This is a genomic window from Indolivaga capnocytophagoides DSM 22835 (genome assembly GCF_000426485.1).
Lineage (GTDB): Bacteria > Bacteroidota > Bacteroidia > Bacteroidales > Dysgonomonadaceae > Dysgonomonas_A > Dysgonomonas_A capnocytophagoides.
The window spans coordinates 76370-103023 of the sequence record NZ_AUFL01000019.1 but is presented as its reverse complement, the minus strand read 5'-3'; the positions used below and the strand labels follow the sequence as shown (position 1 = coordinate 103023).

The 26654-nt window shown below is 38.3% G+C and carries 18 protein-coding genes, 1 rRNA gene and 1 riboswitch; of the genes, 7 read left to right on the top strand and 12 right to left on the bottom strand.

Annotated features, from left to right (window positions below):
* The 5 genes from K322_RS0111540 to K322_RS0111520 form a co-directional block, all read right to left on the bottom strand.
* Positions 1 to 75: ribosomal RNA gene (locus tag K322_RS0111540) — 16S ribosomal RNA — on the bottom strand; the annotation flags it as partial.
* A gap of 345 nt (positions 76 to 420) precedes the next feature.
* Positions 421 to 1167, bottom strand: a complete 747-nt coding sequence (locus K322_RS0111535) for an ATP-binding cassette domain-containing protein (RefSeq protein ID WP_026627034.1) — start codon at positions 1165 to 1167, stop codon at positions 421 to 423.
* 148 nt (positions 1168 to 1315) lie between these two features.
* Positions 1316 to 2623: an HlyD family secretion protein gene (locus K322_RS0111530; RefSeq protein WP_026627033.1), complete on the bottom strand. Its 1308-nt coding sequence runs from the start codon at positions 2621 to 2623 to the stop codon at positions 1316 to 1318.
* On the bottom strand, positions 2624 to 4819 hold the full coding sequence (locus K322_RS0111525) for a peptidase domain-containing ABC transporter (RefSeq protein WP_026627032.1): 2196 nt from the start codon (positions 4817 to 4819) through the stop codon (positions 2624 to 2626).
* A gap of 421 nt (positions 4820 to 5240) precedes the next feature.
* On the bottom strand, positions 5241 to 5666 hold the full coding sequence (locus K322_RS0111520) for a cysteine peptidase family C39 domain-containing protein (protein WP_026627031.1): 426 nt from the start codon (positions 5664 to 5666) through the stop codon (positions 5241 to 5243).
* A gap of 326 nt (positions 5667 to 5992) precedes the next feature.
* On the opposite strand from K322_RS0111520, the gene K322_RS0111515 reads away from it, so the two are divergent.
* The 6 genes from K322_RS0111515 to ppc all read left to right on the top strand — a co-directional run bounded on the left by K322_RS0111515 (position 5993) and on the right by ppc (position 17236).
* A complete protein-coding gene (locus tag K322_RS0111515; protein ID WP_026627030.1) occupies positions 5993 to 6541 on the top strand; it encodes an NUDIX hydrolase in 549 nt (182 codons plus the stop codon).
* A 100-nt stretch (positions 6542 to 6641) separates the two neighbouring features.
* Positions 6642 to 9641, top strand: a complete 3000-nt coding sequence (locus K322_RS0111510) for a tetratricopeptide repeat protein (RefSeq protein WP_026627029.1) — start codon at positions 6642 to 6644, stop codon at positions 9639 to 9641.
* 48 nt (positions 9642 to 9689) lie between these two features.
* Positions 9690 to 11465, top strand: a complete 1776-nt coding sequence (locus K322_RS0111505) for a TonB-dependent receptor (RefSeq protein ID WP_026627028.1) — start codon at positions 9690 to 9692, stop codon at positions 11463 to 11465.
* A 388-nt stretch (positions 11466 to 11853) separates the two neighbouring features.
* Positions 11854 to 12062: riboswitch (cobalamin riboswitch) on the top strand.
* A 146-nt stretch (positions 12063 to 12208) separates the two neighbouring features.
* On the top strand, positions 12209 to 12508 hold the full coding sequence (locus K322_RS21375) for a cysteine-rich CWC family protein (RefSeq protein WP_035331951.1): 300 nt from the start codon (positions 12209 to 12211) through the stop codon (positions 12506 to 12508).
* A 269-nt stretch (positions 12509 to 12777) separates the two neighbouring features.
* Positions 12778 to 14508, top strand: a complete 1731-nt coding sequence (locus K322_RS0111500; protein WP_026627027.1) for a hypothetical protein — start codon at positions 12778 to 12780, stop codon at positions 14506 to 14508.
* Between the two features lie 91 nt (positions 14509 to 14599).
* Positions 14600 to 17236, top strand: a complete 2637-nt coding sequence (gene ppc / locus K322_RS0111495) for a phosphoenolpyruvate carboxylase (protein ID WP_026627026.1) — start codon at positions 14600 to 14602, stop codon at positions 17234 to 17236.
* An 81-nt stretch (positions 17237 to 17317) separates the two neighbouring features.
* Here the strand turns inward: ppc and asnS are convergent, their stop codons facing one another.
* From asnS to purB, 3 genes are all read right to left on the bottom strand, one after another.
* Positions 17318 to 18712 carry an asparagine--tRNA ligase gene (gene asnS / locus K322_RS0111490; RefSeq protein WP_026627025.1) on the bottom strand — a complete coding sequence of 465 codons (1395 nt, stop codon included), beginning with the start codon at positions 18710 to 18712 and terminating at the stop codon, positions 17318 to 17320.
* A 188-nt stretch (positions 18713 to 18900) separates the two neighbouring features.
* A complete protein-coding gene (locus K322_RS0111485; RefSeq protein WP_026627024.1) occupies positions 18901 to 20109 on the bottom strand; it encodes a pseudouridine synthase in 1209 nt (402 codons plus the stop codon).
* A gap of 63 nt (positions 20110 to 20172) precedes the next feature.
* Positions 20173 to 21516: an adenylosuccinate lyase gene (gene purB, locus K322_RS0111480; RefSeq protein ID WP_026627023.1), complete on the bottom strand. Its 1344-nt coding sequence runs from the start codon at positions 21514 to 21516 to the stop codon at positions 20173 to 20175.
* A 425-nt stretch (positions 21517 to 21941) separates the two neighbouring features.
* On the opposite strand from purB, the gene K322_RS0111475 reads away from it, so the two are divergent.
* Positions 21942 to 22541: a ribonuclease HII gene (locus K322_RS0111475; RefSeq protein WP_026627022.1), complete on the top strand. Its 600-nt coding sequence runs from the start codon at positions 21942 to 21944 to the stop codon at positions 22539 to 22541.
* A gap of 1 nt (position 22542) precedes the next feature.
* Here the strand turns inward: K322_RS0111475 and K322_RS19275 are convergent, their stop codons facing one another.
* From K322_RS19275 to K322_RS0111455, 4 genes are all read right to left on the bottom strand, one after another.
* Positions 22543 to 23124: a DUF4468 domain-containing protein gene (locus tag K322_RS19275; protein ID WP_051290768.1), complete on the bottom strand. Its 582-nt coding sequence runs from the start codon at positions 23122 to 23124 to the stop codon at positions 22543 to 22545.
* Positions 23125 to 23254: 130 nt separating this feature from the next.
* Complete coding sequence (locus tag K322_RS0111465; protein WP_026627021.1) at positions 23255 to 24409, bottom strand: 1-acyl-sn-glycerol-3-phosphate acyltransferase; 1155 nt, start codon at positions 24407 to 24409, stop codon at positions 23255 to 23257.
* A gap of 3 nt (positions 24410 to 24412) precedes the next feature.
* On the bottom strand, positions 24413 to 25396 hold the full coding sequence (locus K322_RS0111460) for a D-alanine--D-alanine ligase (RefSeq protein WP_026627020.1): 984 nt from the start codon (positions 25394 to 25396) through the stop codon (positions 24413 to 24415).
* A gap of 196 nt (positions 25397 to 25592) precedes the next feature.
* The gene (locus K322_RS0111455; RefSeq protein ID WP_395847159.1) at positions 25593 to 26654 is read right to left on the bottom strand and encodes an RluA family pseudouridine synthase; all 1062 of its coding nucleotides are present in this window, start codon (positions 26652 to 26654) and stop codon (positions 25593 to 25595) included.

Below are 26654 nucleotides of genomic sequence, written 5' to 3'. Positions count from 1 at the left end.
ATGCTACCCCTCGACTTGCATGTGTTAGGCCTGTCGCTAGCGTTCATCCTGAGCCAGGATCAAACTCTTCTTTGTATATCTTTTTTTATATTCTCAGAATTATTCTAACCTTTATTATTGACTCTAGGTATTGACTTAGAGTTGATACCGGTCGTAAGACCGTATCACCCGTCTAATGCTATATTTTTTTGTTCCTTTTCAAATCTTTCAAAGATCGCTTCTTTTATTTTTCGCTTCTCTTAGTGACCGTCTCTCGGTCTTAAAGCGAGTGCAAAAGTAGTCCCTTTTACTATACACTCCAAATATTTTTATGCCTTTTTTTAAAATATTTTTATGCCTCCTTTACAACAACATTATTTACAACTACTTAGAATTATATCTTTTTTTAAAAAAATTACTCGATATGTATCCAATACCCCGTCAACACTGAATTCGGTGGTCTTCCCGTGAAAAACAAACTCGGTGTGGGAGAGGTAAACTCTTTTTCATATTTACTTCTTTTTGGAGGTATTTCTTCACATCCTTAACCTGTCCTTCCAATATAAGATTGCCTTCTTCCAGAAATCCGATGGTTGAACATATGCCTTCGACATCAGTCAACCCCCGATTGGTAAGAAGTATCGTTTTACCTATTTTTCGTAATTTCAGCAACAGTTTATATAACTGGGTTTTGGATTGCTTCCCTAAATCCCTGAAAAGATCATCCAAAACCAAAAAGTCAGGATCGTGATATAATGCCAGTCCTATACTTAATCTTTTTTGTTGCTCCAGTCTCAGGGCTCTGACTTTCTTATTACGCACACTAGCCAGCCCTATTAATCTTAATACTTCGATAATGCGCTCTTCCCCCAAATGATATTTCACCTCAAAGAACTTAAAGTTCTCCCATACCGTCAGAAAATTATGAAAGCAAGGAATGTCTACAACACTCCCCGTAATTACGGGAATTTCTTTCCTACGCTTTGCATAATCCTCACCATACAAATAAATAGTATCTTCGGGAGCACCCAATAATCCTAAGACAAGACCAATGATAGTAGTTTTTCCTGATCGGGGATTTCCGATAAGTCCATATATTTCCCCTTTTTCTATCGATAAATTAAAGTTACTCAAGATAAGGTCTTCTTTGTAACAATAATCCAGGTTTTTGATATCCAGAACAGTCATTCTTCAAATTAGATTTGATTTTGAACGGCAAAAAAACAAAATAGATTCGATATTTTATATAACCATATTTTCATTTAACGTCAACCCTCCTATAATAATCTTATAAAAGATTATAAAAAATTGAGGTATGTTGAGAAACATATATTATCTACTTAAAATTATTTGTCAGAAGATATTTCAAAGGAGACAATATGCGATTAGCCAATGAACGGTCTTCAGTTACAATTTCGGCGGTACCATTCAGTTCTCCTGTAAAATTAAATACTGCACCCGTAGTCGATTTCATACCCGAACAAAGAGCAATCTCTACGGCATACTTATTCTGGTTAGCCACCAACGAAATACTTTTGACGGTCCCCTGCAAAACTCCATATTCAAGATACGGATATCCTGATATTTTCAGATTTGCCAATTGTCCTATTTTTATCTTCCCTGCTCCGGATTCGGGAATCTCAACCTTACCGATCAGGTCTCCCTGATTGGCAGGCACTACAACAAATACCTTGTCTCCTGTACTTACTATCTGATTTTTTGTCCAATAAGAATTAAACGTCACAACTCCTGACTGAGGTGCAATCAGCATATACTTTTGTTCCCATGTTTCGATTTCCGACACCAATTCTCGATACGCAGAAACCAGTTCGGAGTGTTTACTGTTTTTATCCTGAAGATACTCGACCGTTAGTTTTGATGCTGAATTAGACAGCTTATTATTTTCTATTTTTTCTGATAATATAGTTGCTTCAAGTTGTTGCAGAACCAATCTGAGCCCCAGATAAGTTTTCTCCGACTCTTCGACTTCCGATTTAGACAGCACTCCTTTTTCGTACAATTGCTTATCTCTATCATAGGTTGATTTAGCTAAAGCTAATTCCTTTCGCTTCAGGTCTAACTGAGTATTCAGGTTTGAAGTGTAAACAGTTCGTCCTTGTATCTGCTGACGGATAGAAACTTCATCCTGCTTAGTCAAATTTAATGACACAAAATTCTCGTAATTAACTGCAGCTTTTATAAAATCCGAGAATGAAGCCTGCAATTCACCCAATTCATACGTATGGTTAAGTAAATTTTGAGACAGTAAGACAACAGAGTCAGATACAATTGTTTCGGTCTGCAGATATCTCTTTACAGCTTTTACATCTTCTGTTGATGCCGGATTATCAATGACAGCAATCAGATCGCCTTGTTTTACAAACTGCTTATCGGATATATAAAGGTCTTTCAGTCTACCGGTCGATTTTGCTAAAAGCCACGAAGGGGGATTTTGGGTTGTAACACTTACACTTCCCTTCACAATATCGGGATAACGAAAAATAAAGCATCCTACAAAAATCAATCCCAGTACAACAAAAATCACTGTTGTACCATAACGTACCAATGAGTGCGGCGGACGAGTAAGAATATCTTTAACCTCATCGCTCCTTAATTCTATATTTTTATGTTTAGACTCTTTCATTTATAATTCCAATTGATTCTTCACTAAGTGATAATAAGCACCTTTCTTTTCCGATAAATCGTCGTGAGTCCCCACTTCCACCACCTTCCCTTTGTCAAGTACTATAATCTGGTCGGCATCACGCACTGTACTCAATCGGTGAGCAACAATTATGGATGTACGACCTTTGAAAAACTTATTCAGATTTTCCATTATCACTTTTTCGTTATTGGCATCGAGAGCATTGGTCGCCTCATCCAGAAAGACAAATTCGGGATCTTTGTAAATCGCTCGTGCGATGAGTATCCGTTGTTTTTGTCCCTGACTAAGCCCATGTCCGTCATTACCTATCTTAGTATTATACCCCAAAGGCAGAGAGTCTATAAAATCGGATAGATTAGCCATTGTCGCAGCCATCAGCAGCCGCTCTTTATCAATAATTTCAGCTGCCGGAGCAATATTACGGGCGATACTGTCCGAAAATATAAAACCTTCCTGCATCACTATACCGCAACGACTTCTCCATTCTTTGCGGCTATAATTATCTAATCGGTTCTCTCCCAATAAAATGATTCCTTTTTGCGGGGGATAATATCCTAAGAATAATTTCAGAAGGGTTGTTTTGCCGCTCCCGCTGGTTCCCACTATTGCTGTTTTTTTCCCGGATGGAATCATTATTCCGACATCATCCAACACATAAATACCTTCTGATGTACCATCGTAAGCAAAGTACAGTCCTCCGGCAAGCAGATTTTTTCCGGATGGGATCTCTTGAATACGGCTGTCGTCAAGAGTCGCTTCATCTTCCTGAGTCTGTAAGTCGCTCAAACGATCGAGACTCAAACGGGCATCCTGAGTTTTTCTGGCGAATTCAATAATCTGGTCTACCGGACTATTCAACTGCCCAATTATATATTGTACGGCAACCATCATACCGATAGTCATCTCCCCATCGATAACGAATTTTGCGACCAATGCCGTAATAAGTATATTTTTTGTCTGATTTATAAATATAGCTCCCGAATCCTGATACTGACTCAAAGCCATTCCCTTGACCCTTATTCTAAAAAGGCGTGCTTGTATTGCTTCCCACCCCCATCTCTTTTGCTGTTCGCATGCATTCAGTTTTATTTCCTGCATGCCTGTTATAAGTTGTATGACTGTGCTCTGATTAGCAGATTGCTGCGCAAAATTTTTATGATCCAATTCTGCTCTTTTTTTCATGAATAACCAGACCCATAAAAAATACAAAAGGCTGCCTATGATAAATATGGCAAATATCTTCAAGCTATAAAAAGCAAGCACCAATCCCAGAATAACAATATTAAAAAACGAGAATAAAACATTCAGACTCGAATTGGTAAGGTAATCCTGTATGCGGGTATGATCATTTATTCGCTGAAGAATATCTCCCACCATCTTAGTATCGAAATACCCCATCGGCATACGGGTAAGCTTAATCAAGTAATCGGATATCAGCGCAATATTAATACGGCTACCCAGATGCAATAATATCCATCCTCTGATAAACTGAACCGTAGCATTACTAAACGTTAAAACCAACTGAGCCGCAAGTACTAAATAAACAAAATTCAGATTATAGGTACTAATTCCGATATCAACTACCGCCTGTGATAGAAAAGGTAAAATCAGCAACAACAAACTACCCAATATCAATCCCAGTATCAATTGAACCACCATTTTTTTGTATGGTCTCAGGTAAGAAAAGAGAAATCGAAATCCTGTACGCTGCTCAGTCTCTCCTTCATAACTGTAAAATTCGGGCGAAGGCTCCAGCAGCAAAGCTATGCCATGAGGCACCCCCTCGTCTTCGGTAGAGATCCAATTGCGGCAGAATTCATCCTGAGTATACTTAAGCCTTTCTCCGGCAGGATCGGCTACATACACAGTAAAACCATTCTTATGCTTTTTTATATCGTAAACAACCACAAAATGCTGTTGATTCCAAAACACAATGCAAGGCAGTGGGGCTTCACAAAGCTGTTCGAAAGAGATGCTTACCCCCATCGTTCTGAATCCGAGCGATTCGGCGGCCTCACTAACACCCAACAATGAAACTCCTTCTTTTGTAATACGGGATTTCTGCCTAAGTCGTTCCAAGGAATAATGCCTACCATAAAAAGCTGCAATCATACGTAAACATGTAGGACCGCAATCCATTGCATCGTGTTGCTTGTAGTGAGGAAATTTTCGCATATTATAATAGTAAGTAACTGTAAGTTTTAACGATATATTATTTCGATTTAACTATATGTTGTTATGTTTCCTAAAGATCAAAAAGTATTCCGACCTTAATAATAAAGATACCAACACTGCGACCATCCGCAATCAAAAAGACTCAAGGTTTATTATAGCTTTGTAAAATCCTGCTAATGTATTAAAAAAACAGGACATTTCGGAAGCCGGATAAAAGAACATTTAAGTCTCAAACCTATTTGACTCGCCTTTGCTTCGGCGATTGTCAATTGTTGAATTTGCAAGCATAACAGCTAAAGTATATTATCGCATTAAAGTATGTCACCAAGCACCTCCTGTTGCTCATTATTCTTTTCTTACTTAAAAAAAAAGTGGTTTGAATGAATCAAACCACCTTAAAAATTTATGAGAGGATGTAAAATCAGGATCTTACTTTCTCACATTTTTTATTACTACTCTTCACAACACTTTCATTTGAATAGATAACAACATTACTCCAAAGTTTAAGGAAAGCCGGTTTAGAAATCTGTATATTCTTATTGATAACCGGATCAAAAAAAGTAACATTGCCGTCTGTACTTATATTTTTTAACATAACGAAACGTCCATCACTGATTCTAAGATGCAGGAATGCATTTTTCCGCTCTTTTTGCAAAGTATCGAAATCGGCCAGATAAGTCCGGCTCTGCAAATCATAATCTTTTAACAAATTCGCAATTGTAACAATTGAAGACTTCTTAGGCTCAAATTCGTACTGAACCTTCAAAACATTTCTATTATGAACAATATTACGGGCTGATAAAAAAGAAGATACTAAATTTACTATATAAAAATGAGAAGCCTTCATATGACACTGAAACTATAAAATTATTATACAACATCCACATTTACCCTGACAAAGGAAAGGCTTTTATCATCACCTCCTTATAATATTTTAATCATATTTTCTTTACACTTACACAATCCTAGAGTTATGGATATGCAAAAAAACACAAAAAAAACGGGTTAAGTATTACATTTTTCACCCTATAAATTACAAATACACTTCCTTTTTTAATTAAAAAACCTCTTTTTTTTCTCTTTTTTCTTTCCTTTTAGAGTAAAAAAATATCTCCATTAATCATATCTTTTTATTTAGCTATCTTTGTGGTTTAAGTGTAAAACTATTTCGTTATGCCAGAAAAAGAACATCCATTACATTTATTCCGGTATTGCCCCAAGTGCGGGTCAAACCATTTTGTAGAAAACAATTTTAAGTCTAAACGCTGCGAAGACTGCGGCTTCATTTATTACTTCAATCCTTCGTCAGCAACTGTAGCGGTTATTATCAACAAGAATAAAGAATTATTAGTGGCAACCAGAGCAAACGACCCCGCCAAAGGGACATTTGATCTTCCGGGAGGATTTGTTGATATGAACGAAACAGGAGAGGAAGCTGTTATTAGAGAAGTGCTGGAAGAAACAAGCCTGAGCATAACATCGGTGAAATATCTTTTTTCTATTCCTAATACCTATATGTATTCGGGATTTGAGGTACAAACCACCGATATGTTTTTCTTATGTAATACCGATGACGACAGTTCGTTCAAGGCTCACGACGATGTTGCCGCATTACAGTTTATACCGATAGGAGATCTGGATCCGGCTCTTTTTGGGTTGGAATCAGTAAAGAAGGGAATCGAAAAACTAAGATCCGATACTTTCTTGCTGACTATTGAGTAAACGGATTTACTTAAAAATCATTAAACTTAATATTATAACAGGCTTTGGATATTTATCAACCAAAGCAATAAAGAGGTCTGAGACCTTAGTTAGAAAATATATGAAAAAAATATTCTTTATAGTCGGGATTGCATCATCTATTCAATTCTCGAATGCACAGAAAAGCATTACCAATGAATTGCCCGCCAGACTATTTATTCAGGGGAAAGAGATGTTCCTCAATAATAATTACACAGGAGCAGAAAATACACTGACCGAGTTCAAACAATCGAGCAAAGACAAAAGCCTGCTTCTCGAAGCCGATTACATGATTGCAGCCTCATCTTATTTCAGAGGAAAAGAAAATGCCGCAATTGTTCTGCGTGAATACCTCGATACATATCCCGAATCGTATCACCGCAATGATATTTGCTTTTATATCGGATCTTCATTTTTCAAAGACAAAGAGTGGGATAAAGCCTTATACTGGTTCAAACAATCCGATGTTTCCTACCTCAGCCTCAACGATCAGGAAGATTATACCTTCCGTTCTGCATATTCTAATCTGCAACAAGGCAACAAGGCCGAAGCCTATAACAGGTTCAGCGCACTGGCAAAAAACAGCAACAGGTATTACGAACCCGCGACATATTATAAGGCGTATATCGATTTTCACGATGGAAATTACGATGAAGCACTCAATGTTTTCGGCAAGTTGAAAAATGTACCCGAATACAAAGAACAATCACTGTTTTTTATCACACAAGGTCAATTTCTGAAAGGAGATCTCAATGGTGCGATCACCGCCGGACTGAATTATCTGAACAGTTATCCAGATAATCAAAATTCCGGCGAAGTATACCGTATCCTAGGAAACAGTTACTATCGTCAGGGACAACAACAAGAAGCTATTTCGTTTTATGAAAAATACCTGAGCAAAACAGATAAACCTTTCAGAGAAGATATGTTCCAGCTCGGAACAGCGTATTCTCAGTCCGGATCGCCACAGGATGCGATCAGGGCATTACAGTTTGCTGCATCCAAAGAAGACAAATTGGGACAGGCATCTTATATGCTCCTCGGACAAAATTATCTGAAAATAAACGATAATACCAATGCGTTAATGGCTTTCGACGCGGCATCACGCGTTCAGTTCGATCCTGCTGTCAGTGAAGTCGCTCTGTATAATTACGCGATGCTTGTACACAAGACATCATTGTCGGTATTTGACCAATCGATAACAGTACTGCAACGTTTTCTACAAGAATATCCTAACTCGAGATATGTTAACGAGATTAATAAGCAGTTGGCTTCAACGCTTCTTGCCACTAAAAATTATCAGGCGGCTTTAAATGTTATTGACCAGATGCGTAATCCGGGACAACAAATATTGGAAGCTAAACAAACTATTCTTTTCCAATTAGGGGCTCAGGACTTCATCGATGGTAAATACGATAATGCAATCCAGCGTTTCAACAACTGTATAAGCATGGGTAACTACGATATCAAATCGAAAAACGAAGCTTATTTCTGGAGAGGAGAAAGCTACTACCGAAAGAATGAATACACAACAGCAACCAAAGATTACCAGTCATATATATCACAGACAACCCCATCTGCCGAAAATTACACCTCTGCATTATATAATTTGGGATATAGTTTTTTCAAAGAAAAACAATATCCGAACTCTCTGAATAGTTTCCGTCAATATGTTTCGCAGGAAAAAAACAGACAAAATCTTACTTATGCCGATGCTCTGAACCGTATAGGAGACTGTTATCTGTACAGCCGTAATTTTGGAGAGGCTGAACGTGCTTATGCTCAAGCGTCAAACAACAATCAACAAAGTGCCGAATACGCAGAGTTTCAAAAAGCATTTGTCATGGGGCTTCAACATAATTACAATGGAAAGATATCTGCATTGGATGCCATGATTCGCAAATATCCCGAATCTCAGTATGTAGATGATGCCATGTACGAAAAAAGCCGAGCATTGGTGATGTTAAACAGAGAACAGGATGCCACCTCCGTATTAAGTCAAATGCTGAATAAATATCCCGACTCAAATATTGCGGCAAAAGCAGGAGTTCTACTTGGTCAGTCTTATTACAATATCAACCAAACCAATCAGGCTATCGCCGCATACAAGAAAGTAGTCGATATCAATAAAAATACAGAAGAAGCCCGTATCGCATTGCAAAGTCTCGAAGGCATCTATCGTGATATGAATGATATATCATCTTATGCCAATTATGCCAATTCTTTAGGATCGGGAGTTATCATATCTACAAGCCGTCAGGATTCATTGACATATCTTGCCGCAGAAAATGTATATATGAAAGGACGGTCGGCAGAAGCTGTCAATGCCATGAAGAAGTATTTGCAATCGCATCCCAACGGTCAATTTACCGGTGATGCACATTATTATATAGGAATTGTAGCTTACGAGAAAAAAGACAACTCGACAGCCCTGTCGGAATTTAACCGGACAGTACAATCGGGTAATGCTAAAAATCTGAGCAAAGCCCTTCTTCACATAGGAGAAATACAGCTGGCGAATAACGATTCTCAATCGGCATACAATACCTTCAAGCAACTCGAAAGAGCAGCAGTCAATGCCGAAGAACGGAATGCCGCTCAACTCGGAATCCTTAAAACAGCAGGGACTTCCGGTAACAACAATGAAATAATAACTGTGGCAACCCAGCTTTTATCTTCGGACAAAACTTCGCCGGAAGTGATCAGCGAAGCCCGCCTGGCCAGAGCCAAAGCATATTTAGCTACATCAGCCACAAGCAAAGCCATAGAAGACCTGACCAAAGCAGCAACCGATACCCGCAGTATTTATGGTTCGGAAGCTCACTACTTGTTAGCAGAAACTTACTTCAAAGCTAAATCCTATGACAAAGCAGAACAGCAAGTTTTATCGTTAATGAAGCAAGGAACACCTCATGCTTATTGGCTGGCCAGAGCTATTATCGTATTATCAGACACGTATAAAGCAAAAGGAGATAAGTTTCAGGCGAAACAATATCTTGAAAGTCTCAATGCAAATTATACAGGCGATGAATCCGACATAAGAACTATGATCAGCGAACGTCTTGCGTCACTAAACAAATAAGCAGGTTAAAAATTATAAAGAGGTCTGAGACCACAAATATTAGAAACGATGAATATTACATACAAAACCATCCTATCAAGCATTATAGCTGTTTATGCGATACAATCGATTGACGCACAGACAGCCACAAAAGATACACTGCTCAATCGTCAGGTGTCTTTGGAAAGAGAGTACACTCCAACCATACAGGATGCTTCTAAAATAAACACTTTACCGGCATTGCATGAACCACAGAAGAAACAGTACGATATACGATTCGAAAATGCAGCCCCTTCAGTAAACTTTGCATCATACCCTATAGGTGACACCGGATCGGGAGATATCCGCACAGGAATTACATCTTCCAAACAAAGAGGATACCTCAACTTCGGAGCCGGTATGTATTCTAATCTCGAAGGAGCTTTAGGTTACCGTATCGTAGATGCGCCTAATGACCAGTTTGACCTTTTCGGAACACATAATTCTACGAATGGAAAAATCAAATATCTGAACGGCACAGAAGCTTATGATGAAGAAAAAGCCAAGAACATGGAAAATTTCATAAAAGCCCGTTACAGCCATAAATTCGAAACTGCAACATGGTATCTAAGCGGATCGTTCCTCAACAACGGATTCAACTATTACGGTAATCCTAATATATTTTCTACCTTCTCACCTAGTGCTAATATAGTTAGTGCCGACAATAAGAATGTATCGGAAAACCAATCGGTAAATATATTCGAAGTAGAAACCGGAGTCAATTCAATAGAGTCCAGTGACAATCTGAATTACTCGGCCAGTCTTAAATACAACCGCTTTTCATCAAAATATTCTTCTGATATGGCAGAAGATGGTCCAAGAGGAAATATTATAGATGCAAAAGTCGATTTGTCTCAGCCGTTCTTTTCCGATAAGAAAGTAGGTATCAGAGGAAACCTGTTCTACCAAAAATACGATGGACACACCAATAACTACAGCAACGAACAAAACGACCTGTATCATAATCTGACCATATTGAGAGCCAATCCTTATCTGAAAATAGATAACGGAGATGTAAGGCTTCTTATTGGAGCAAATATCAACTGGGCTATCGATGCCAGTAATAAATTTGCTGTTGCTCCGACTGTCGATTTATCTTGGAACTTTAATGACAACAGCCTGCTGTATCTGAATGTTGACGGAGGAATCAACGACAACAGCTTTATCAATATTTATAAAGAAAACCGTTATATCAATCCTATTGGACGTGTGAACATCTCCAAAACATTATATGATGCACGGCTGGGGATCCGTTCGGGAGCAATCACCGGTTTCGAATTCGATATATTCGGCGGTTACAAATATACCAACGATAATCATCTGTATATACAGACACAGACTACATCATGGAACAATGTGAGTGATGTTCTATATGCCAATATGGGAGAAGGACACTTCGGCGGAGCCATCAAAACAAAACTTATTCCATACACCGATTTATCGATAAAAGCAATCGCACACTTTTATAACCTGAGTAAATATTCGAATGATATAGTTTTCAGTGAGAAAAAGGCCTGGGGACTGCCAACATTGACATTTGACTTCAATGCGGATTTTTCGTTTATCGAAAATCTTATTCTGACAGCCAACTATCAATTTGAAGGAGGAAGAAAGACTTGGAACGGCACAGGAGCTACAAGTATGAAAAGTATCAACGAGCTAAACTTCAAGGCGAGTTACCATGTCTTGGAATGGTTGTCATTGTATGCGAAGATTAACAATGTGCTAAGCCAGAAATACGAACGATATTACGGCTATACCTTGCAAGGAATAAATGCTTCGGCAGGATTCAACCTCACTTTTTAAATCAAACTCAAAAATCTAATAATCAAATATTTGCAAAATTCAAAAATTCAAAACAGCGACATTTCTCAGTAATTTTTTATAAAAAAAGGAGATTTTGATTATATTGCGTTACATAAAGTTTTAATTATTTTGTATAACAAAAAATTTAAGGATCAATTATTATCTTCCGAATCTAATAAAGGATAAAACGAGTATACTAGCTGTTGCTGCCCTATAGGCTATTAGAAAGCCGAAAAAAGCAAAAAATACCTAGACCTTGTACTGCGCAGAGTAATACTCTGTAGCTGTAGACTCTCCTTCAACAAAAGGCACATTCTTAAAGGAAAATCTTTTCTGGTTTCAGAAAAGATTTTTTTTATTAAGGCAATACTCTAACCAAAGTTATTTTCTATATTTGCAACGTTTTGGTGCCATCCTTTTTATTCAATAAAGAATGGTGAAAAGGGAATCAGGTGTAAGTCCTGAACAGACCCGCTGCTGTAAACTCTACAAATATTGTTTTAGAAATACTCCCGATACCACTATCTGTAAAACAGATGGGAAGGTGATTCTAAAATAAGAGTAAGTCAGAAGACCTGCCAGAACATTTACTTGGATGAAAACTTTCGGGTTATAAAGTTTACATTTCCGATAAATAGCTCAACTAAAGCCGCAAAACGTTTTATTGACCGATGAAGGATGAAACTAGAAATAGTTACTATCTTCAAGTGCGTCATTAAATACTTTCGGGTACTAAAAAAGTTATGCTATCTTTAAATTCAAAGATGATAATAACCAAAACAGATATGGAAAAGATATGCCCTAGATGTGCCACCGTGTTTGTCTGTCGTGTTGATAATATCAGGCTCTGTAATTGCGGCAAAATAATATTAAACGATGGAGTGCGGGAATATATAAAACAGCACTGGGGAAAATGTTTATGTTTCGATTGTCTCACAAACATTAATCAAAACATAGAACAGCTAATACATAACGACGCAGGATCGAAAGAAGAATCGTTTAAAAGCCAAAGTGACAACCCGATATTACAAAAGGACTCATAAGCAATTATAAATAAGAGTTTTTAGACAAAATTAAAAGAATGGCAGGGTTACTTTTACAATTGAAATTCTTAAATTTGAAAGCATATTGCGGTACATCAGTCAACATTTTTACAGATAAACATACAACTTAGATGCCTTATTTGGACCGCACCTTAGAGAGATCATTTATGACTTTCTAAGTATAATAAGTCAGTTATTACTTTAAAATATATCATTAATACTTTTTGTTACTTAAAAATAAGAATTACTCATAAACAAAATAAATAGCAATGCAAAACGAATTTACCATCAGCCGGGGAAAGGCAATGATCAATTTCTCAGTAAAATACTGCGATAATCGTCAGAAATTGTTGAATAGCTACGGCTTTAGACGGGTGATAGACTCATTTATTCAGGTATTGAAAAAAGATAATGTAATTATTTACGATCAATACAGCAAGAATTTTAAGAACGATGATGAATTTGCAACCACATTGATACAGGTATTCAAATTTCTTACAGTTTGTGACGAAGGAGAAGTTCTGAAAGTAAACAATAAATACTCGGAACACTTCCATGACAAGAATCTGTTTATCGAATTGATCGAACTGCTATACGGATACTGGAGACGTCTGGAACGTATCTCTATCGTACGCAACAACAGTTTAGGAGATGGCTTGCAAAATGTAAGATTTATACAGGCCAACGACCAGTTTAACGATCTTATTCTGGCAACATACCGTCGGATCGAAGAAACCATTATGGGATCTCAGCATAGAGTGTACCGTCAATTGGTTGCGGGAGCAAATGCCGGACTAACGCTGAACAACGTTACATGGAACTGCCCTGTTGAATATACCGGACTATCAGCTGTGCCGTTTATCAGCACTGTTATATTCCAACCGCCATTGATTACTTACACAAAACGTAATACCCGTTCGGGAATTTTCCACGAACACGAGACTAATCCTATTGCTAATCTTACATTAAATGATAACGACTGGTATATATTTCCTGCTTGGGTCGGTAATATGCTTACTTTCGTATATTTCCATAAAGACTTCATCGATCACGGTTTAGGATTATCCAACCTGTTTGAACTTGCAGTAGAAAGCAGCTATATAGGTAAAAAACCCGACATGATCTATATATTCGGATATCCTGACGGACACGAAGAAAAGAGAACCTTCTACTACAAGGACAAGAAAAACGATATCATGATCGGATACGCTAATTACTGCGACGATATCGATTATTTCGGATACATGAAAAAAATGCTGTTGACTCTCCACAACATCAAACAGATGGAAAATAAACGTCTTCCGATACATGGAGCAATGGTAAATATCGCCCTTAAAAACGGTAAAGAATCGAACATCATTATCATGGGAGATAGTGGAGCCGGAAAATCAGAAAGTTTGGAAGCATTCCGTACATTAAACGAAAAATACATCCGCCACATGCGAATAATTTTTGATGATATGGGATATCTGAATATCGAAAAAGACGGATCAGTAAAAGGATACGGAACAGAAATCGGAGCTTTCGTCCGTGTAGACGATCTTGACCCCGCATACGCATATCAACAACTCGACCGGGGTATTTACAGTAATCCCGATAAGATCAATGCCCGTGTTACAATTCCGGTTGCAACCTACGAAGTAATTTCTAAAGGATATACAGTAGACTATATGCTATACGCTAATAACTACAGCGAATCAGAAAAAAAGATCAACTTCTTTGACGACCTTACCAATGCGATTGATGTATTCGAAGCCGGAGCACGCAAGGCAAAAGGTACAACATCCGAAGTCGGTCTTGTAAAATCATACTTTGCAAATCCATTCGGTCCTGTTCAGGAACAATCTCTGGCAGAAACTCTGGTTCGCAAGTATTTTGGCAAGATGAAAGAGAATGGTGTTAAAATCGGAGAAATCCACACATCTCTGGCCATAGACGGACTAACCAAAGACGGTCCAAGAATGGCCGCTGAAGAATTATTCTCTCTGATCAACGAATAATAAATAAGCAACAGAATAACTCATTGCTGATGAGTTATTCTGTCGCTGAAATAACAAACAGGTCTGAGACCTTAACTCAAAAATTTAAAATATGAGTCAATCAAACACTTTAATGAATGAGAACATTTCGATGTTAGGTTCTCTTCTCGGAGACACTATCAGGGAAGCTCTGGGAGAAGCTACATTCGAAAGGGTCGAAACGATAAGACGACTCTCTAAGGCTTCTCATAATGGAGACATTGCCGCTCATGAAGAACTAGTCAAAACCCTGCAAAACCTTCCTGATAAGGATTTTTTACCTGTAGCGCAGGCATTCAACCAGTTCCTTAATCTGACCAATACAGCCGAGCAATACGATACCATATCGCAACATGCTCAGGGAAAAGAAAATCCGGTAAACTTTCCGGCCATCTACAAAACCCTTAAGGATAAAGGCATAAGCGATGAAGAGATTAAGAAGTCTATTGAAGAAATCTCTATTGACCTTGTACTGACAGCCCACCCTACTGAAATAAACCGCCGTTCGCTCATTAATAATCTGAATGAAGTAAGCGATTGTTTACAGCAATTAGATCATGACGATATAGTTGACTACAAGAAAGAGCATATTATGCAAAGATTGAAGCAACTAATCGTTCAATATTGGTTTACGGACGAGATACGTAAAAACCGGCCAACACCGAATGAAGAGGCAAAATGGGGATATGATGTTGTCGAAAACAGTCTTTGGGATGCCGTTCCTCAATTCCTGAGAGAATTAAATGAACAATTGAATAATACAATCGGATACACCATTCCGGTAGATGCACGTCCCATACACTTTTCGTCATGGATGGGTGGAGACCGTGATGGTAATCCCAACGTTACAGCATCTGTAACACGTGATGTATTACTTCAAAGCCGTAAACGAGCTGCATTGCTATTCCTGAAAGATATCGAAGTATTGGTAAAAGAACTTTCGATGTATGCCTGTACTCCTCAATTCAGGGAATATCTGGGAGATAACGATGTACAAGAACCATACAGAGAATTGATGAAACGTCTTCGCTCGAAATTCAGAAAAACAATCGCTTATCTGGACGAAAGAATTGAAGGCAAACACTTACCTGTGACCGATGATATTATTTTCGACAATAACCAACTGTGGGAGCCATTAATGCAATGCTACAATTCACTCATCGAATGCGGTATGCAAAGTATAGCAAACGACAAATTATCGGATACTCTACGCCGGGTGAAGTGTTTCGGTGTGACACTGGTAAAAATAGATGTCCGCCAGGAAAGCACAAGACATACCGAAGCATTGTCGGAAGTTACCCGCTATCTGGGTATAGGAGATTACGAATCATGGTCTGAATCAGAAAAACAAGCGTTTCTTATTAAGGAGCTTTCTTCGAAGCGACCTCTTATTCCGAATAACTGGGAACCCAGTCCGGAAACCAAAGAAGTAATTGAAACCTGTCGAGTGATAGCCGAAACTCCCGAAGGTGCAATTCCTGTATACGTAATATCTATGGCAAGAACTCCATCGGATGTACTGGCCGTTCACTTATTTTTAAAGGAAACAGGATGCCCTTATACCCTTCCGGTAGCTCCGCTGTTTGAAACTCTTAACGACCTCAACAATGCCGAAGATGTAATGAAACAATTACTGAATATCGGTTGGTACAGAGGCATCATCAACAACAAACAAATGGTGATGATAGGCTATTCGGATTCTGCGAAAGATGCAGGTGCATTAGCCGCTGGATGGGCTCAATACAGAGGACAGGAAGCTCTGATCAGAGTATGTTCGGAAGCAGGAGTTTTACTTACCTTATTCCACGGTAGAGGCGGAACAATAGGTAGAGGCGGAGGACCCGCTAAGATAGCATTATTCTCTCAGCCTCCCGGTTCTCTTAAAGGAGGATTACGTGTTACTGAACAAGGGGAAATGATCCGTTTCAAATTAGGACTTCCCGACTTGGCAATCAATACCCTTTCGTTATATATAGATGCAATATTAGAAGCCAATCTTTTACCTCCTCCTGCACCAAAGGACGAATGGCGTAAAGTGATGGATGACTTGTCTGACATATCATGCAAAGCATATCAGGATCTGGTACATCGCAACGAAGACTTCATCCCCTACTTCTATCAATCCACACCGGAAGCGGAGCTTGCAAAACTGCCTCTAGGGTCAAGGCCTGCTAAACGTCGCCCAACCGGAGGAGTGGAAAGTTTAAGAGCTATTCCGTGGATTTTTGGATGGACTCAAAACCGGTTAATGCTGCCGGCATGGCTGGGAGCCGGTCAGGCTTTACAGCAAGTTATAGATGAGGGTAAGATGGGCCTGCTTGAATCAATGTCTAAAGAGTGGCCATTTTTCAACACTCGTATAAGCATGTTGGAAATGGTATTTGCGAAAGCTGACAGACGTATTGCCACATATTATGATAAGCGGCTCGTGGATCCTAAACTTCAGTATCTTGGGACTGAACTTCAAAATCAGTTGGAAAAAGATATCCATACCATATTGAATATTCTGCATGACGATCATCTTATGGAGAATCTTCCGTCGATTGCAAGCAACATTGCGATGCGAAATATCTATACAATTCCGCTGAATTTACTTCAGGTAGAACTGTTGCAACGGTGTCGTAATCAAGAAACTTATCCTCAGGAATTGGAACAAGCATTGATGGTAACAATTTCCGGTATCGCCGCAGGTATGCGAAATACCGGGTGATACATATCCATGTTATACAAATAATAGGGGCTGGATCCATTTGATCCAACCCCTATATATATGAAATCGGTTATTACGATTTTAAAACTCTGCATTTTTAGGTGTTCTTGGGAATGGTATAACATCACGGATATTAAGCATACCTGTAACGAATAACATTAATCGTTCAAAGCCCAATCCAAATCCGGCATGAGGAGCAGTTCCGAATTTACGGGTTTCAAGATACCACCAAATAGGATCGGTATTCATTCCTGTCTCTTTAATTCTTTCCATCAATTTGTCATAATCAGCCTCACGTTCCGATCCTCCGATTATCTCACCGATTTTAGGGAATAAAACATCCATACCTCTGACTGTTTTACCATCTTCATTCTGTTTCATGTAGAAAGACTTGATCTCTTTAGGATAGTCTGTCATTATTACAGGACGTTTGAAATGCTTTTCCACTAGATAGCGTTCATGCTCAGACTGAAGGTCTGCTCCCCAATATACAGGGAATTCGAATTTATGTCCGCTTTCTTCGAGAATTTTTACACCTTCGGTATATGTCAGACGAACAAAATCATTTGAAAGAACAAATTCAAGACGTTCAATCAATTCCTTATCATACATTTCATTCAGGAATGCCAGATCCTCTTTACAATTATCCAGAGCATAACGAATCAGATATTTCAGGAAGTCTTCAGCCAAATCCATATTATCATGAATATCATAAAAAGCAACTTCCGGTTCAATCATCCAGAATTCGGCCAAATGTCGGGGAGTATTCGAATTTTCGGCTCTGAATGTCGGGCCAAAAGTATATACCGCACCCAAAGCCATTGCACCCAATTCTCCTTCGAGCTGACCCGATACTGTCATATTAGTCTGACGTCCGAAAAAATCCTGACTATAATCAATCTTACCATCTTCTGTTCTCGGTAGATTATTAAAATCCAAAGTTGTAGCCTGAAACATAGATCCTGCACCTTCTGCATCGGAAGCCGTAATTATTGGCGTATGCAGATAAAAGAAGCCATGGTCGTTGAAATATTTATGAATAGCATACGACATATGGTGACGCATACGAAAAATGGCTCCGAATGTATTTGTTCTGGGACGTAAATGTGCTATCTCACGAAGAAATTCAAGAGAGTGCCCTTTTTTCTGCAAAGGGTATTCCTGTGCATCTGCTGTTCCGTATATTTCAATTTCGGTTGCCTGTATTTCTCCGTTTTGTCCTTTACCCTGCGATTCTACATATTTTCCGATAACATGGATACATGCACCTGTGGTAATAGGTTTCAGATTGTCTTCGCCAAACTTTTCTATATCTGCAACAATCTGAATATTATTAATAGTAGAACCGTCATTAAGAGCGATGAAGCTTACTTGTTTATTGCCTCGACGAGTACGTACCCATCCTTTAACACTCACCTGATCTCCAAATTTACATTGGGGTAAATCCGAAATTTTTGTCCTACGAATTGTTTCCATTTCTAATTTTAGTTTGTCTTAAGGTCACAGACCTTCTGTTAAATGTAAGCGTAAATATAATAAGGTCACAGACCTTTTTATTTCTTTGGTTTTATAAACCAGAAGTATATCTTATAGCATTTCCTTTAACTGAATAAAACAGTTAGTATAAATTAATTATACTAACTGTTCTTCTATTTTCTCAGTAATTATTCAAAAGCACCCATGCGTAGCATGTTCACCTCAGATTCAGTCAGATACCTCCAGCGTCCTCTCGGGATATTCTTTTTGGTCAATCCGGCAAAGTAAACACGATCGAGTTTCTGTACCTGATAACCTAGTTTTTCGAATATACGACGAACAATACGGTTACGTCCTGAGTGGATTTCAATACCTACTTCGTTCAAAATATCTTCTGCAACATAGGCTATAGAATCTGCATGGATTTCTCCATCTTCAAGATCTATACCATCGGCTATAGCCTGCATATCCTCGATTGCAACATCACGGTCAAGCTTTACCTGATAGATTTTTTTCTTCACATATTTTGGATGCATCAGCTTAGATGCTAAATCTCCGTCATTAGTAAGAAGCAATACACCTGTTGTATTTCTGTCAAGACGCCCAACTGGATAAATACGTTCGGGACATGCTCCTTTTACCAAATCCATTACAGTCTTTCTGTTTTGAGGATCATCTGAAGTTGTCACTGTATTTTTTGGTTTATTCAATAATACATAAACCTTACTTTCCAAACGAACGGGTTGATCATGAAATGTTATACTATCTCCGCGTGTAACCTTCGCTCCAAGTTCAGACACAACTTCTCCGTTTACTTTTACAACTCCGGCTGTAATGTAAGAGTCTGCTTCACGACGTGAACATACTCCGGCATTCGCCAGATACTTGTTTAAACGAATAGGTGTGCTGGGATCAAGATTTTCTTTATATTTAACCGGTTTCACCAATTGTTTCGGTCCTTTATTATTATCCCTTCTTTGGAATGAGCCTCCACGGTTATCTCTCTGATCTCTGTTATTATAAGGATGACGATCGTTATCCCTGTTATTGTCTCTTCCGCCTGATTGATATCCTCCGGACTGGTATCCTCCAGATCTGTTGCTACCCGATCTGTTTATAGAACGGCTTCCACCAGACTGGTACGAATTATTTCCGTAAGACCCCGATCTCCTGTCATCAGAGTTATAGCCTCCACTACGATTATCTCTGTTATAATCACGAGAATCGCGGTTATCCCGACTGTCCCTATTGTTATACTCACGGTTAAGGGACGGACGTGCATCACCAACACGAGGGCGTTTTTTCTTTATTTCGCCGCCTTGGTTGTTTTTGTTGATAGATGGTCTGTTCGATGATGAATAACCATCCCGGCGTTCATTATCTCTGTCTGTAATCATCTTTGGTTAAATTTAGTTTTTATAAATTATTTATTTAAATAACCTCACGGCTATATTGTTGTGTTATACTCCCGTATAGGTCTGAGGCGTAATTTTCTTTAATTCTTCTTTAACGGATTCAGTAACAGATAATCCATTGATAAAATTCTCGATAGACTTAGCTGTTATAGCTTCGTTAGTTCGGGTCAATTCCTTCAGGGCTTCATAAGGCTTAGGATATCCTTCTCTGCGAAGAATAGTCTGAATAGCTTCTGCTACCACTGCCCAATTATGCTCAAGGTCTCGTTCCAAAGCATCCTTATTCAGGAGCAATTTACCCAATCCTTTCAATGTGCTTTGCAATGAGATGACAATGTGCCCCACGGGTACACCTACATTTCTCAAAACTGTTGAATCAGTCAGATCTCTTTGCAATCGGGATATCGGTAATTTGGATGATAAATGCTCTAGAATAGCGTTGGCAATACCTAAGTTCCCTTCTGCATTTTCGAAGTCTATCGGGTTAACTTTGTGGGGCATTGCTGACGAGCCTATTTCTCCGGCTTTGATCTTCTGCTTAAAGTACTCCATCGAAATATACTGCCAAAAATCCCGATCCAAATCAATGATTATCGTGTTGATTCTTTTCAGTCCGTCAAAAATTGCAGCTAGATTATCATAGTTAGATATCTGTGTTGTATATTCTTCCCTGACCAATCCTAATTTCTCAGAAGTAAACTTCGAACCGAATTCTTTCCAGTTATATGCCGGATAAGCAACATTATGGGCATTATAATTACCCGTTGCTCCTCCGAATTTTGCAGTAAAAGGAATTGTCTGCAATTGTTGCAGTTGGTTCTCTAACCTACTTACAAATACCATAATCTCTTTACCTAAGCGAGTCGGGGATGCAGGCTGCCCATGCGTTTTTGCCAACATCGAAACATCCGACCATTCTTCGGCACGAGATCTTAAATGTTCTATCAATTCTTTTAACAACGGATAATACACTTTGTTCAATCCGTCTTTCAACGATAAAGGAATGGATGTATTATTTATATCTTGCGAAGTTAAACCAAAATGAATGAACTCCTTATACTTTTCCAATTTCAAAACGTCAAACTTTTCCTTAATGAAATATTCGACAGCTTTTACATCATGGTTTGTTATACTTTCTATTTCCTTGATATGGGTTGCATCTTCTTCCGAAAAGCCGCTGACTATTTTACGTAATTCTGGAAATACGTTTTTATCTATATCCTGGAGCTGGGGCAATGGCAATTCGCATAAAGCGATGAAATATTCCACTTCGACATGTACCCGATATTTTATCAATGCATATTCCGAAAAGTAATCGGCCAGTTCCTCAGTCTTATTACGATAACGTCCATCAATCGGGCTGATGGCTGTTAGGGTATCTAATTTCATGATGGATAAATATTTATCTATTCAATATAAAACAAGTTCAATACTTGTGATTATGTGTTTTATTACTTCCTAATTAACTAACAGGCTGAAATTATTCAGTCGTTTAATGGCTTAATAACCAATTATTGTCATACAAATTTCACTAACAAACAAGGCTAAAGCCTTAACCCTAACAAAGGTAGTTTTTTAAATTAATAATTTACAGTGATAATAACAAAATATTCATTAAATATGCTACAATTCGTGATTTTGATGCAAATTTTCTAATTTTGAAAGAAAATCAAGAGATTAAGGTCTCAGACCCATTTATTGTACACCAAGGTATAACTCCAATAGGACGGTTATTACTTTAAAACATGACATTAAATACTTACTGTTACTTTGGAGATTATCCAAGCCCACAGTATGGAATAAAAAGACAAACAATGCTTGAACTTTGCCTTAATCCGGAGCAAGTAGAAGCCGGCTGCGATGAAGCCGGAAGAGGATGTCTTGCAGGTCCGGTATTTGCTGCCGCTGTTATTTTGCCTAAAGATTTTCGTTGCGATCTATTGAACGATTCGAAACAAGTAAAAGAAAAAGAAAGGTACGAACTTCGCTCTATTATCGAAAAAGAAGCTGTGGCTTGGGCTGTAGGCATTGTCGATCAGACGGAAATTGACAAAATCAATATACTGAATGCCTCTTTTCTGGCAATGCACAGAGCTCTCGACCAGTTATCCATTATACCCGAAAGCCTCTTAATAGATGGCAATAGATTTAAAAAATACAAAGAAATCAATCACACATGTATCATCAAAGGTGACGGGAAATATCTCCCAATAGCCGCAGCATCTATACTTGCAAAAACATACCGTGATGATTTTATGTTAAATCTGCATAACGAATATCCGGCCTACGGCTGGGACAGCAATAAAGGCTACCCTACCATAAAGCACAGGAAAGCAATAGAGCAATTCGGGGTAACACCTTATCACCGGATGACATTTACTCTACTCAACAAACAGCTCTCATTGGATTTTTAGCCTACTTTGCGAGGATTGCCGGGTTATTCACCGCAATTTCAATATTATCGGCAAGTTCATTCAGAAAGTACAGTGTACTTTTTTTGACATTCGCTCTGATTTCGTGTTTGTCATCACTAATCGCAAGTGTCCTATCTGTAATTAACGATTCGGCTTTCACTGCTTTCTTCTCGTGAGGCAGCACATATGAAATATCTTTTATTTCCAAGATACACTTACTGTCAAAAATAAATGTATTGAAATGATATGTCATCATTACCTTCTCTCTCACATTCTTTGCGTTTGGAGGTAAAAGCAATTCTATTTTCGACCGTATCACAATCTCTTTATTCGTATTATCATACCTGATATTGGAGATCAGAGGATCAGAAGCGTAATTCATTTTACACCACTCTTTCAGGTGCAGATAGCTGTTATTCTGATTAGAATATTTTAATGGGATTTCCTTGAGAAAAATCACTTTACCTTCGAATGTCGGCACATAACTGAATTTTTCATTCTGCAGTAAATCCTGCGAATATGCTTCTGTCGCGAGCAAACTGATAGATATAATTAGAACAATTGTTTTAAATAATTTCGACATAGACTGATGTTTAATTCTGTAAAAAAGTGCAATTCCGTCTTTATACGGTCAGGAGTTATCATACCACTTATGCAAAAATAAAAAGAAAGAACAGAATCTGCTCTTTCTTTAACTTTAAATATAAAAAATTTTATTCTTCTCCTTTTGCTATAAGATAGTTCTTAAGGGTATTGGAGTACATTTCCAGAAGCTTTAACCTCAGGAATGGTATATCCTTATTTTCCAAATCTATTTTATTCATCTGTTTTGCCAGATAGTTTTCGAAATCAGCCTTTTGATCATCATTATATTTTTCAATAAATCGATCGGTCTGGTTCAATAAGTCAAAAGCAATATAATTACAAGGAAAAAATTCATAATTGAGATGTATCTCTCTGTCAATAACATGAGCAACAGCAGATGTCTGCTCTTTTTTTTCCAGCTCTTTTATTGGATCAAGTTTATCGTTGATTACCCGTCCGAATCTAAAATGGATATTCCCCTTGAAGCCAAGCAGCCCGATTTCCATATTACGGAGATCATCTATCTGAGCTTTTTTATATTCGGGATTATCTCTTTTCAACTGAAATTCTTTTGCCTTCAGGTAATCACATGGATCGAACTCATACGATATAGACATCGGTATAATATTCAATTCCTTAATACGATCAACAAAACATCCGGTCTCCGGCCACAAGGCTAACATTTTGAGCAGGCTTTCCTGAGTACGGTCATTAGAGTCCTTTGCTCTACCTTCCCTTTGGGCAAGCCATACAGACTCTTTCTTTTCGTTTATAGTATAGTGGATATATTCCGACATGTGCTTAGAAACCTCAAGCATCTGCCGTACAGACACTCCTCTCTTTACAAGAAAACTTTTATTTAGTTTCACCAGTTTTTCTATCCATGGATGTATCAGCAGATTATCTCCAATAGCAATCTCTGTTGTTTCCAGACCTTTTGAATTCAATGAAATATTGAGTATTCCGGCGTCCAGAATAATATCTCTGTGATTCGATATAAATAGGTGCGACCTATCCCTGCTGATATTTTCCCAACCTGAACTTTCGACCGAAGTCGCAGTTCTTTTGGTCAGCCCCCATACAGTTGGGGCGATCATTTGAGATTGAAAGTCGAATTTAGTATTATACTTAGACATTTCAGCCGAAAACTCCTCCCAGTTCACATCAGGCAGGATGTACTTTACGGCATGAAGAAATCCAGGATCAACGAGTAATTCCTGAATAGTGCTTTTTACCTGATCATCTTCCAACGGTGCTATGTCGCTGAACCTGTCGCTACTCATAAATTATTTTGCGTTTTTAAGATATTCATTTTCAATTATCTCAGACAATACATCCGCCATATTCATACCTGCGGCTTTTACCTGTTGAGGGATAAAACTGGTTGCAGTCATTCCCGGAGTTGTATTGACCTCTAATAAATACGGTGTTCCATCTGATATAATAAAGTCTGCCCTGATTATACCTTTAGCATCTACCAGATCGTAAATCTTCGATGTCAAAGCCTGTATACGGGAAGTTATTTCTTCGGGTAATCGGGCGGGAGTTATCTCTTCCACCTGTCCCATATATTTTGCATTATAATCAAAAAACTCATTCTGAGTCACTACTTCCGTCAATGGAAGTAATACAACTCTTTCTTTTGTTTTATAACAGCCGCATGTGACTTCCCTGCCGCTGATAAAGCTTTCGATAATCACATCCGATGCTTCTCCAAATGCCGAATCGATGGCACTTTGCATATCTTCTCGAGATTTAACTTTGGTTGTAGCAAAACTCGATCCGCCTGTATTGGGTTTAACAAACACAGGAAGATTCAGATAATCGATTATTTCAGCGATATCGTATTTTGTTTCTCTGCTTAAATATACTGATTTCGCAACATTGAATCCAAAGTTTTTAAGAAAATTATTGCAAACAAACTTATTGAAAGTTATCGCCGAAGCCATCATTCCACATGTCGAATAAGGAACATTCAACATATCGAGATAACCCTGAAGATGTCCGTCTTCTCCGGGAGTTCCATGTATTGTAATATAAGCAAAGTCTATTTTGATTCTGCCTCCGGCAGTTTGTATCGTAAAATCATTCTTATCAACAAGGCATTCCTGCCCGTCGATCTCAGCTGTCCAGCTATCTCTTGCTATTTTTACTTTATAAATATCATAGCGGTTTTTATCCATAAAAGAATAAATACCTTGCATGCTCTTTTCCGAAACTACACTTTCGGACGAGTAGCCGCCCCATACAATTGCGATATTTTTTTTCATGCTCTGTTGATACTAAGGTCTCAGACCTATTTGTTATATTTGACAGGTATAAACACAACTGAATGTTATACCCCGACAATTTTCTAATTAATATTAAAGCCTCTTGTTTTTTAGATTTATCACCTTTACAGGCATAACAACAGCCTGTTATCGCTAAAAAACATATCATTAAGTACTTTCTCTTACTTAATTTATTTCAAAAATCACGGCTGGAGATGTATCCTCTCCACTTCTCTATTAATTGCTGCATATCTGCAGGCACAGGACTTTCGAAGAGCATTTCTTCTCCGGTCGAAGGATGTACAAATCCTAAACTACGGGCATGCAATGCTTGTCTCGGACATATATTAAAACAGTTTTGGACAAACTGCTTATATTTAGTAAAAGTCGTACCTTTCAATATCTGATCACCACCATAGCGAGCATCGTTAAACAAAACATGTCCTATGTGTTTCATATGAACACGTATTTGATGCGTGCGTCCTGTTTCGAGTCTGCACTTCACCACCGATACATACCCAAGCCGTTCTATGACCTCGTAGTTAGTCACCGCCGGTTTACCATGCTTTCCATCTTCAAAAACCGTCATTTGCAAACGGTCTTTCACACTTCTCCCGATATTTCCTTCTATACGGCCTTTATCCTCTTCGACAGCCCCCCATACTACAGCAACATACTCCCGTTTTGTAGTTTTATTGAAAAACTGGGCTGAAAGATGAGCCTTTGCATTCGGATTTTTAGCAATGACCAATAATCCCGATGTATCTTTATCAATACGGTGTACCAGTCCCAATCGAGGATCTTTAGCGTCGTATTCTGGCGTATCTTTCAGATGATATGCTATCGCATTTACAAGAGTGCCTGTATAATTTCCGTGTCCCGGGTGTACGACCAATCCGGGCTGTTTATTAATGACCATCAAGTCATTATCTTCATAAACTATATCAAGGGGTAAATCTTCGGGAATAATTTCGAGTTCACGCTTCGGTCTATCCATCACGATGGTTATCACATCGTTTGGCTTCACCTTATAATTAGATTTTACAGCAACACCGTTGGCAAGAATACATCCAGCATCGGCAGCACACTGTATCCTGTTTCTCGAAATGCCTTCTATGCGGCAAGTTATAAATTTATCTACTCGTAGTAAACTCTGTCCTTTATCGGCTACAAACCGGTAATGTTCGTATTGTTCAGATGCCGATTCATCTTGATCTTCATCAAGAAGATCATCTATTTCTTCGTTAGGATCGATCAT

Coding starts and splice junctions, on each gene's coding strand:
- K322_RS0111485 (WP_026627024.1), bottom strand. CDS start 20,109: ATGATTACAGACAGAGATAATGAACGCCGGGATGGTTATTCATCATCG.
- K322_RS0111510 (WP_026627029.1), top strand. CDS start 6,642: ATGAAAAAAATATTCTTTATAGTCGGGATTGCATCATCTATTCAATTC.
- K322_RS19275 (WP_051290768.1), bottom strand. CDS start 23,124: ATGTCGAAATTATTTAAAACAATTGTTCTAATTATATCTATCAGTTTG.
- K322_RS0111460 (WP_026627020.1), bottom strand. CDS start 25,396: ATGAAAAAAAATATCGCAATTGTATGGGGCGGCTACTCGTCCGAAAGT.
- K322_RS21375 (WP_035331951.1), top strand. CDS start 12,209: ATGCTATCTTTAAATTCAAAGATGATAATAACCAAAACAGATATGGAA.
- K322_RS0111515 (WP_026627030.1), top strand. CDS start 5,993: ATGCCAGAAAAAGAACATCCATTACATTTATTCCGGTATTGCCCCAAG.
- K322_RS0111530 (WP_026627033.1), bottom strand. CDS start 2,623: ATGAAAGAGTCTAAACATAAAAATATAGAATTAAGGAGCGATGAGGTT.
- K322_RS0111525 (WP_026627032.1), bottom strand. CDS start 4,819: ATGCGAAAATTTCCTCACTACAAGCAACACGATGCAATGGATTGCGGT.
- K322_RS0111520 (WP_026627031.1), bottom strand. CDS start 5,666: ATGAAGGCTTCTCATTTTTATATAGTAAATTTAGTATCTTCTTTTTTA.
- K322_RS0111475 (WP_026627022.1), top strand. CDS start 21,942: ATGCTTGAACTTTGCCTTAATCCGGAGCAAGTAGAAGCCGGCTGCGAT.
- K322_RS0111465 (WP_026627021.1), bottom strand. CDS start 24,409: ATGAGTAGCGACAGGTTCAGCGACATAGCACCGTTGGAAGATGATCAG.
- purB (WP_026627023.1), bottom strand. CDS start 21,516: ATGAAATTAGATACCCTAACAGCCATCAGCCCGATTGATGGACGTTAT.
- K322_RS0111505 (WP_026627028.1), top strand. CDS start 9,690: ATGAATATTACATACAAAACCATCCTATCAAGCATTATAGCTGTTTAT.
- ppc (WP_026627026.1), top strand. CDS start 14,600: ATGAGTCAATCAAACACTTTAATGAATGAGAACATTTCGATGTTAGGT.
- K322_RS0111535 (WP_026627034.1), bottom strand. CDS start 1,167: ATGACTGTTCTGGATATCAAAAACCTGGATTATTGTTACAAAGAAGAC.
- K322_RS0111455 (WP_395847159.1), bottom strand. CDS start 26,654: ATGATCGATCCTAACGAAGAAATAGATGATCTTCTTGATGAAGATCAA.
- K322_RS0111500 (WP_026627027.1), top strand. CDS start 12,778: ATGCAAAACGAATTTACCATCAGCCGGGGAAAGGCAATGATCAATTTC.
- asnS (WP_026627025.1), bottom strand. CDS start 18,712: ATGGAAACAATTCGTAGGACAAAAATTTCGGATTTACCCCAATGTAAA.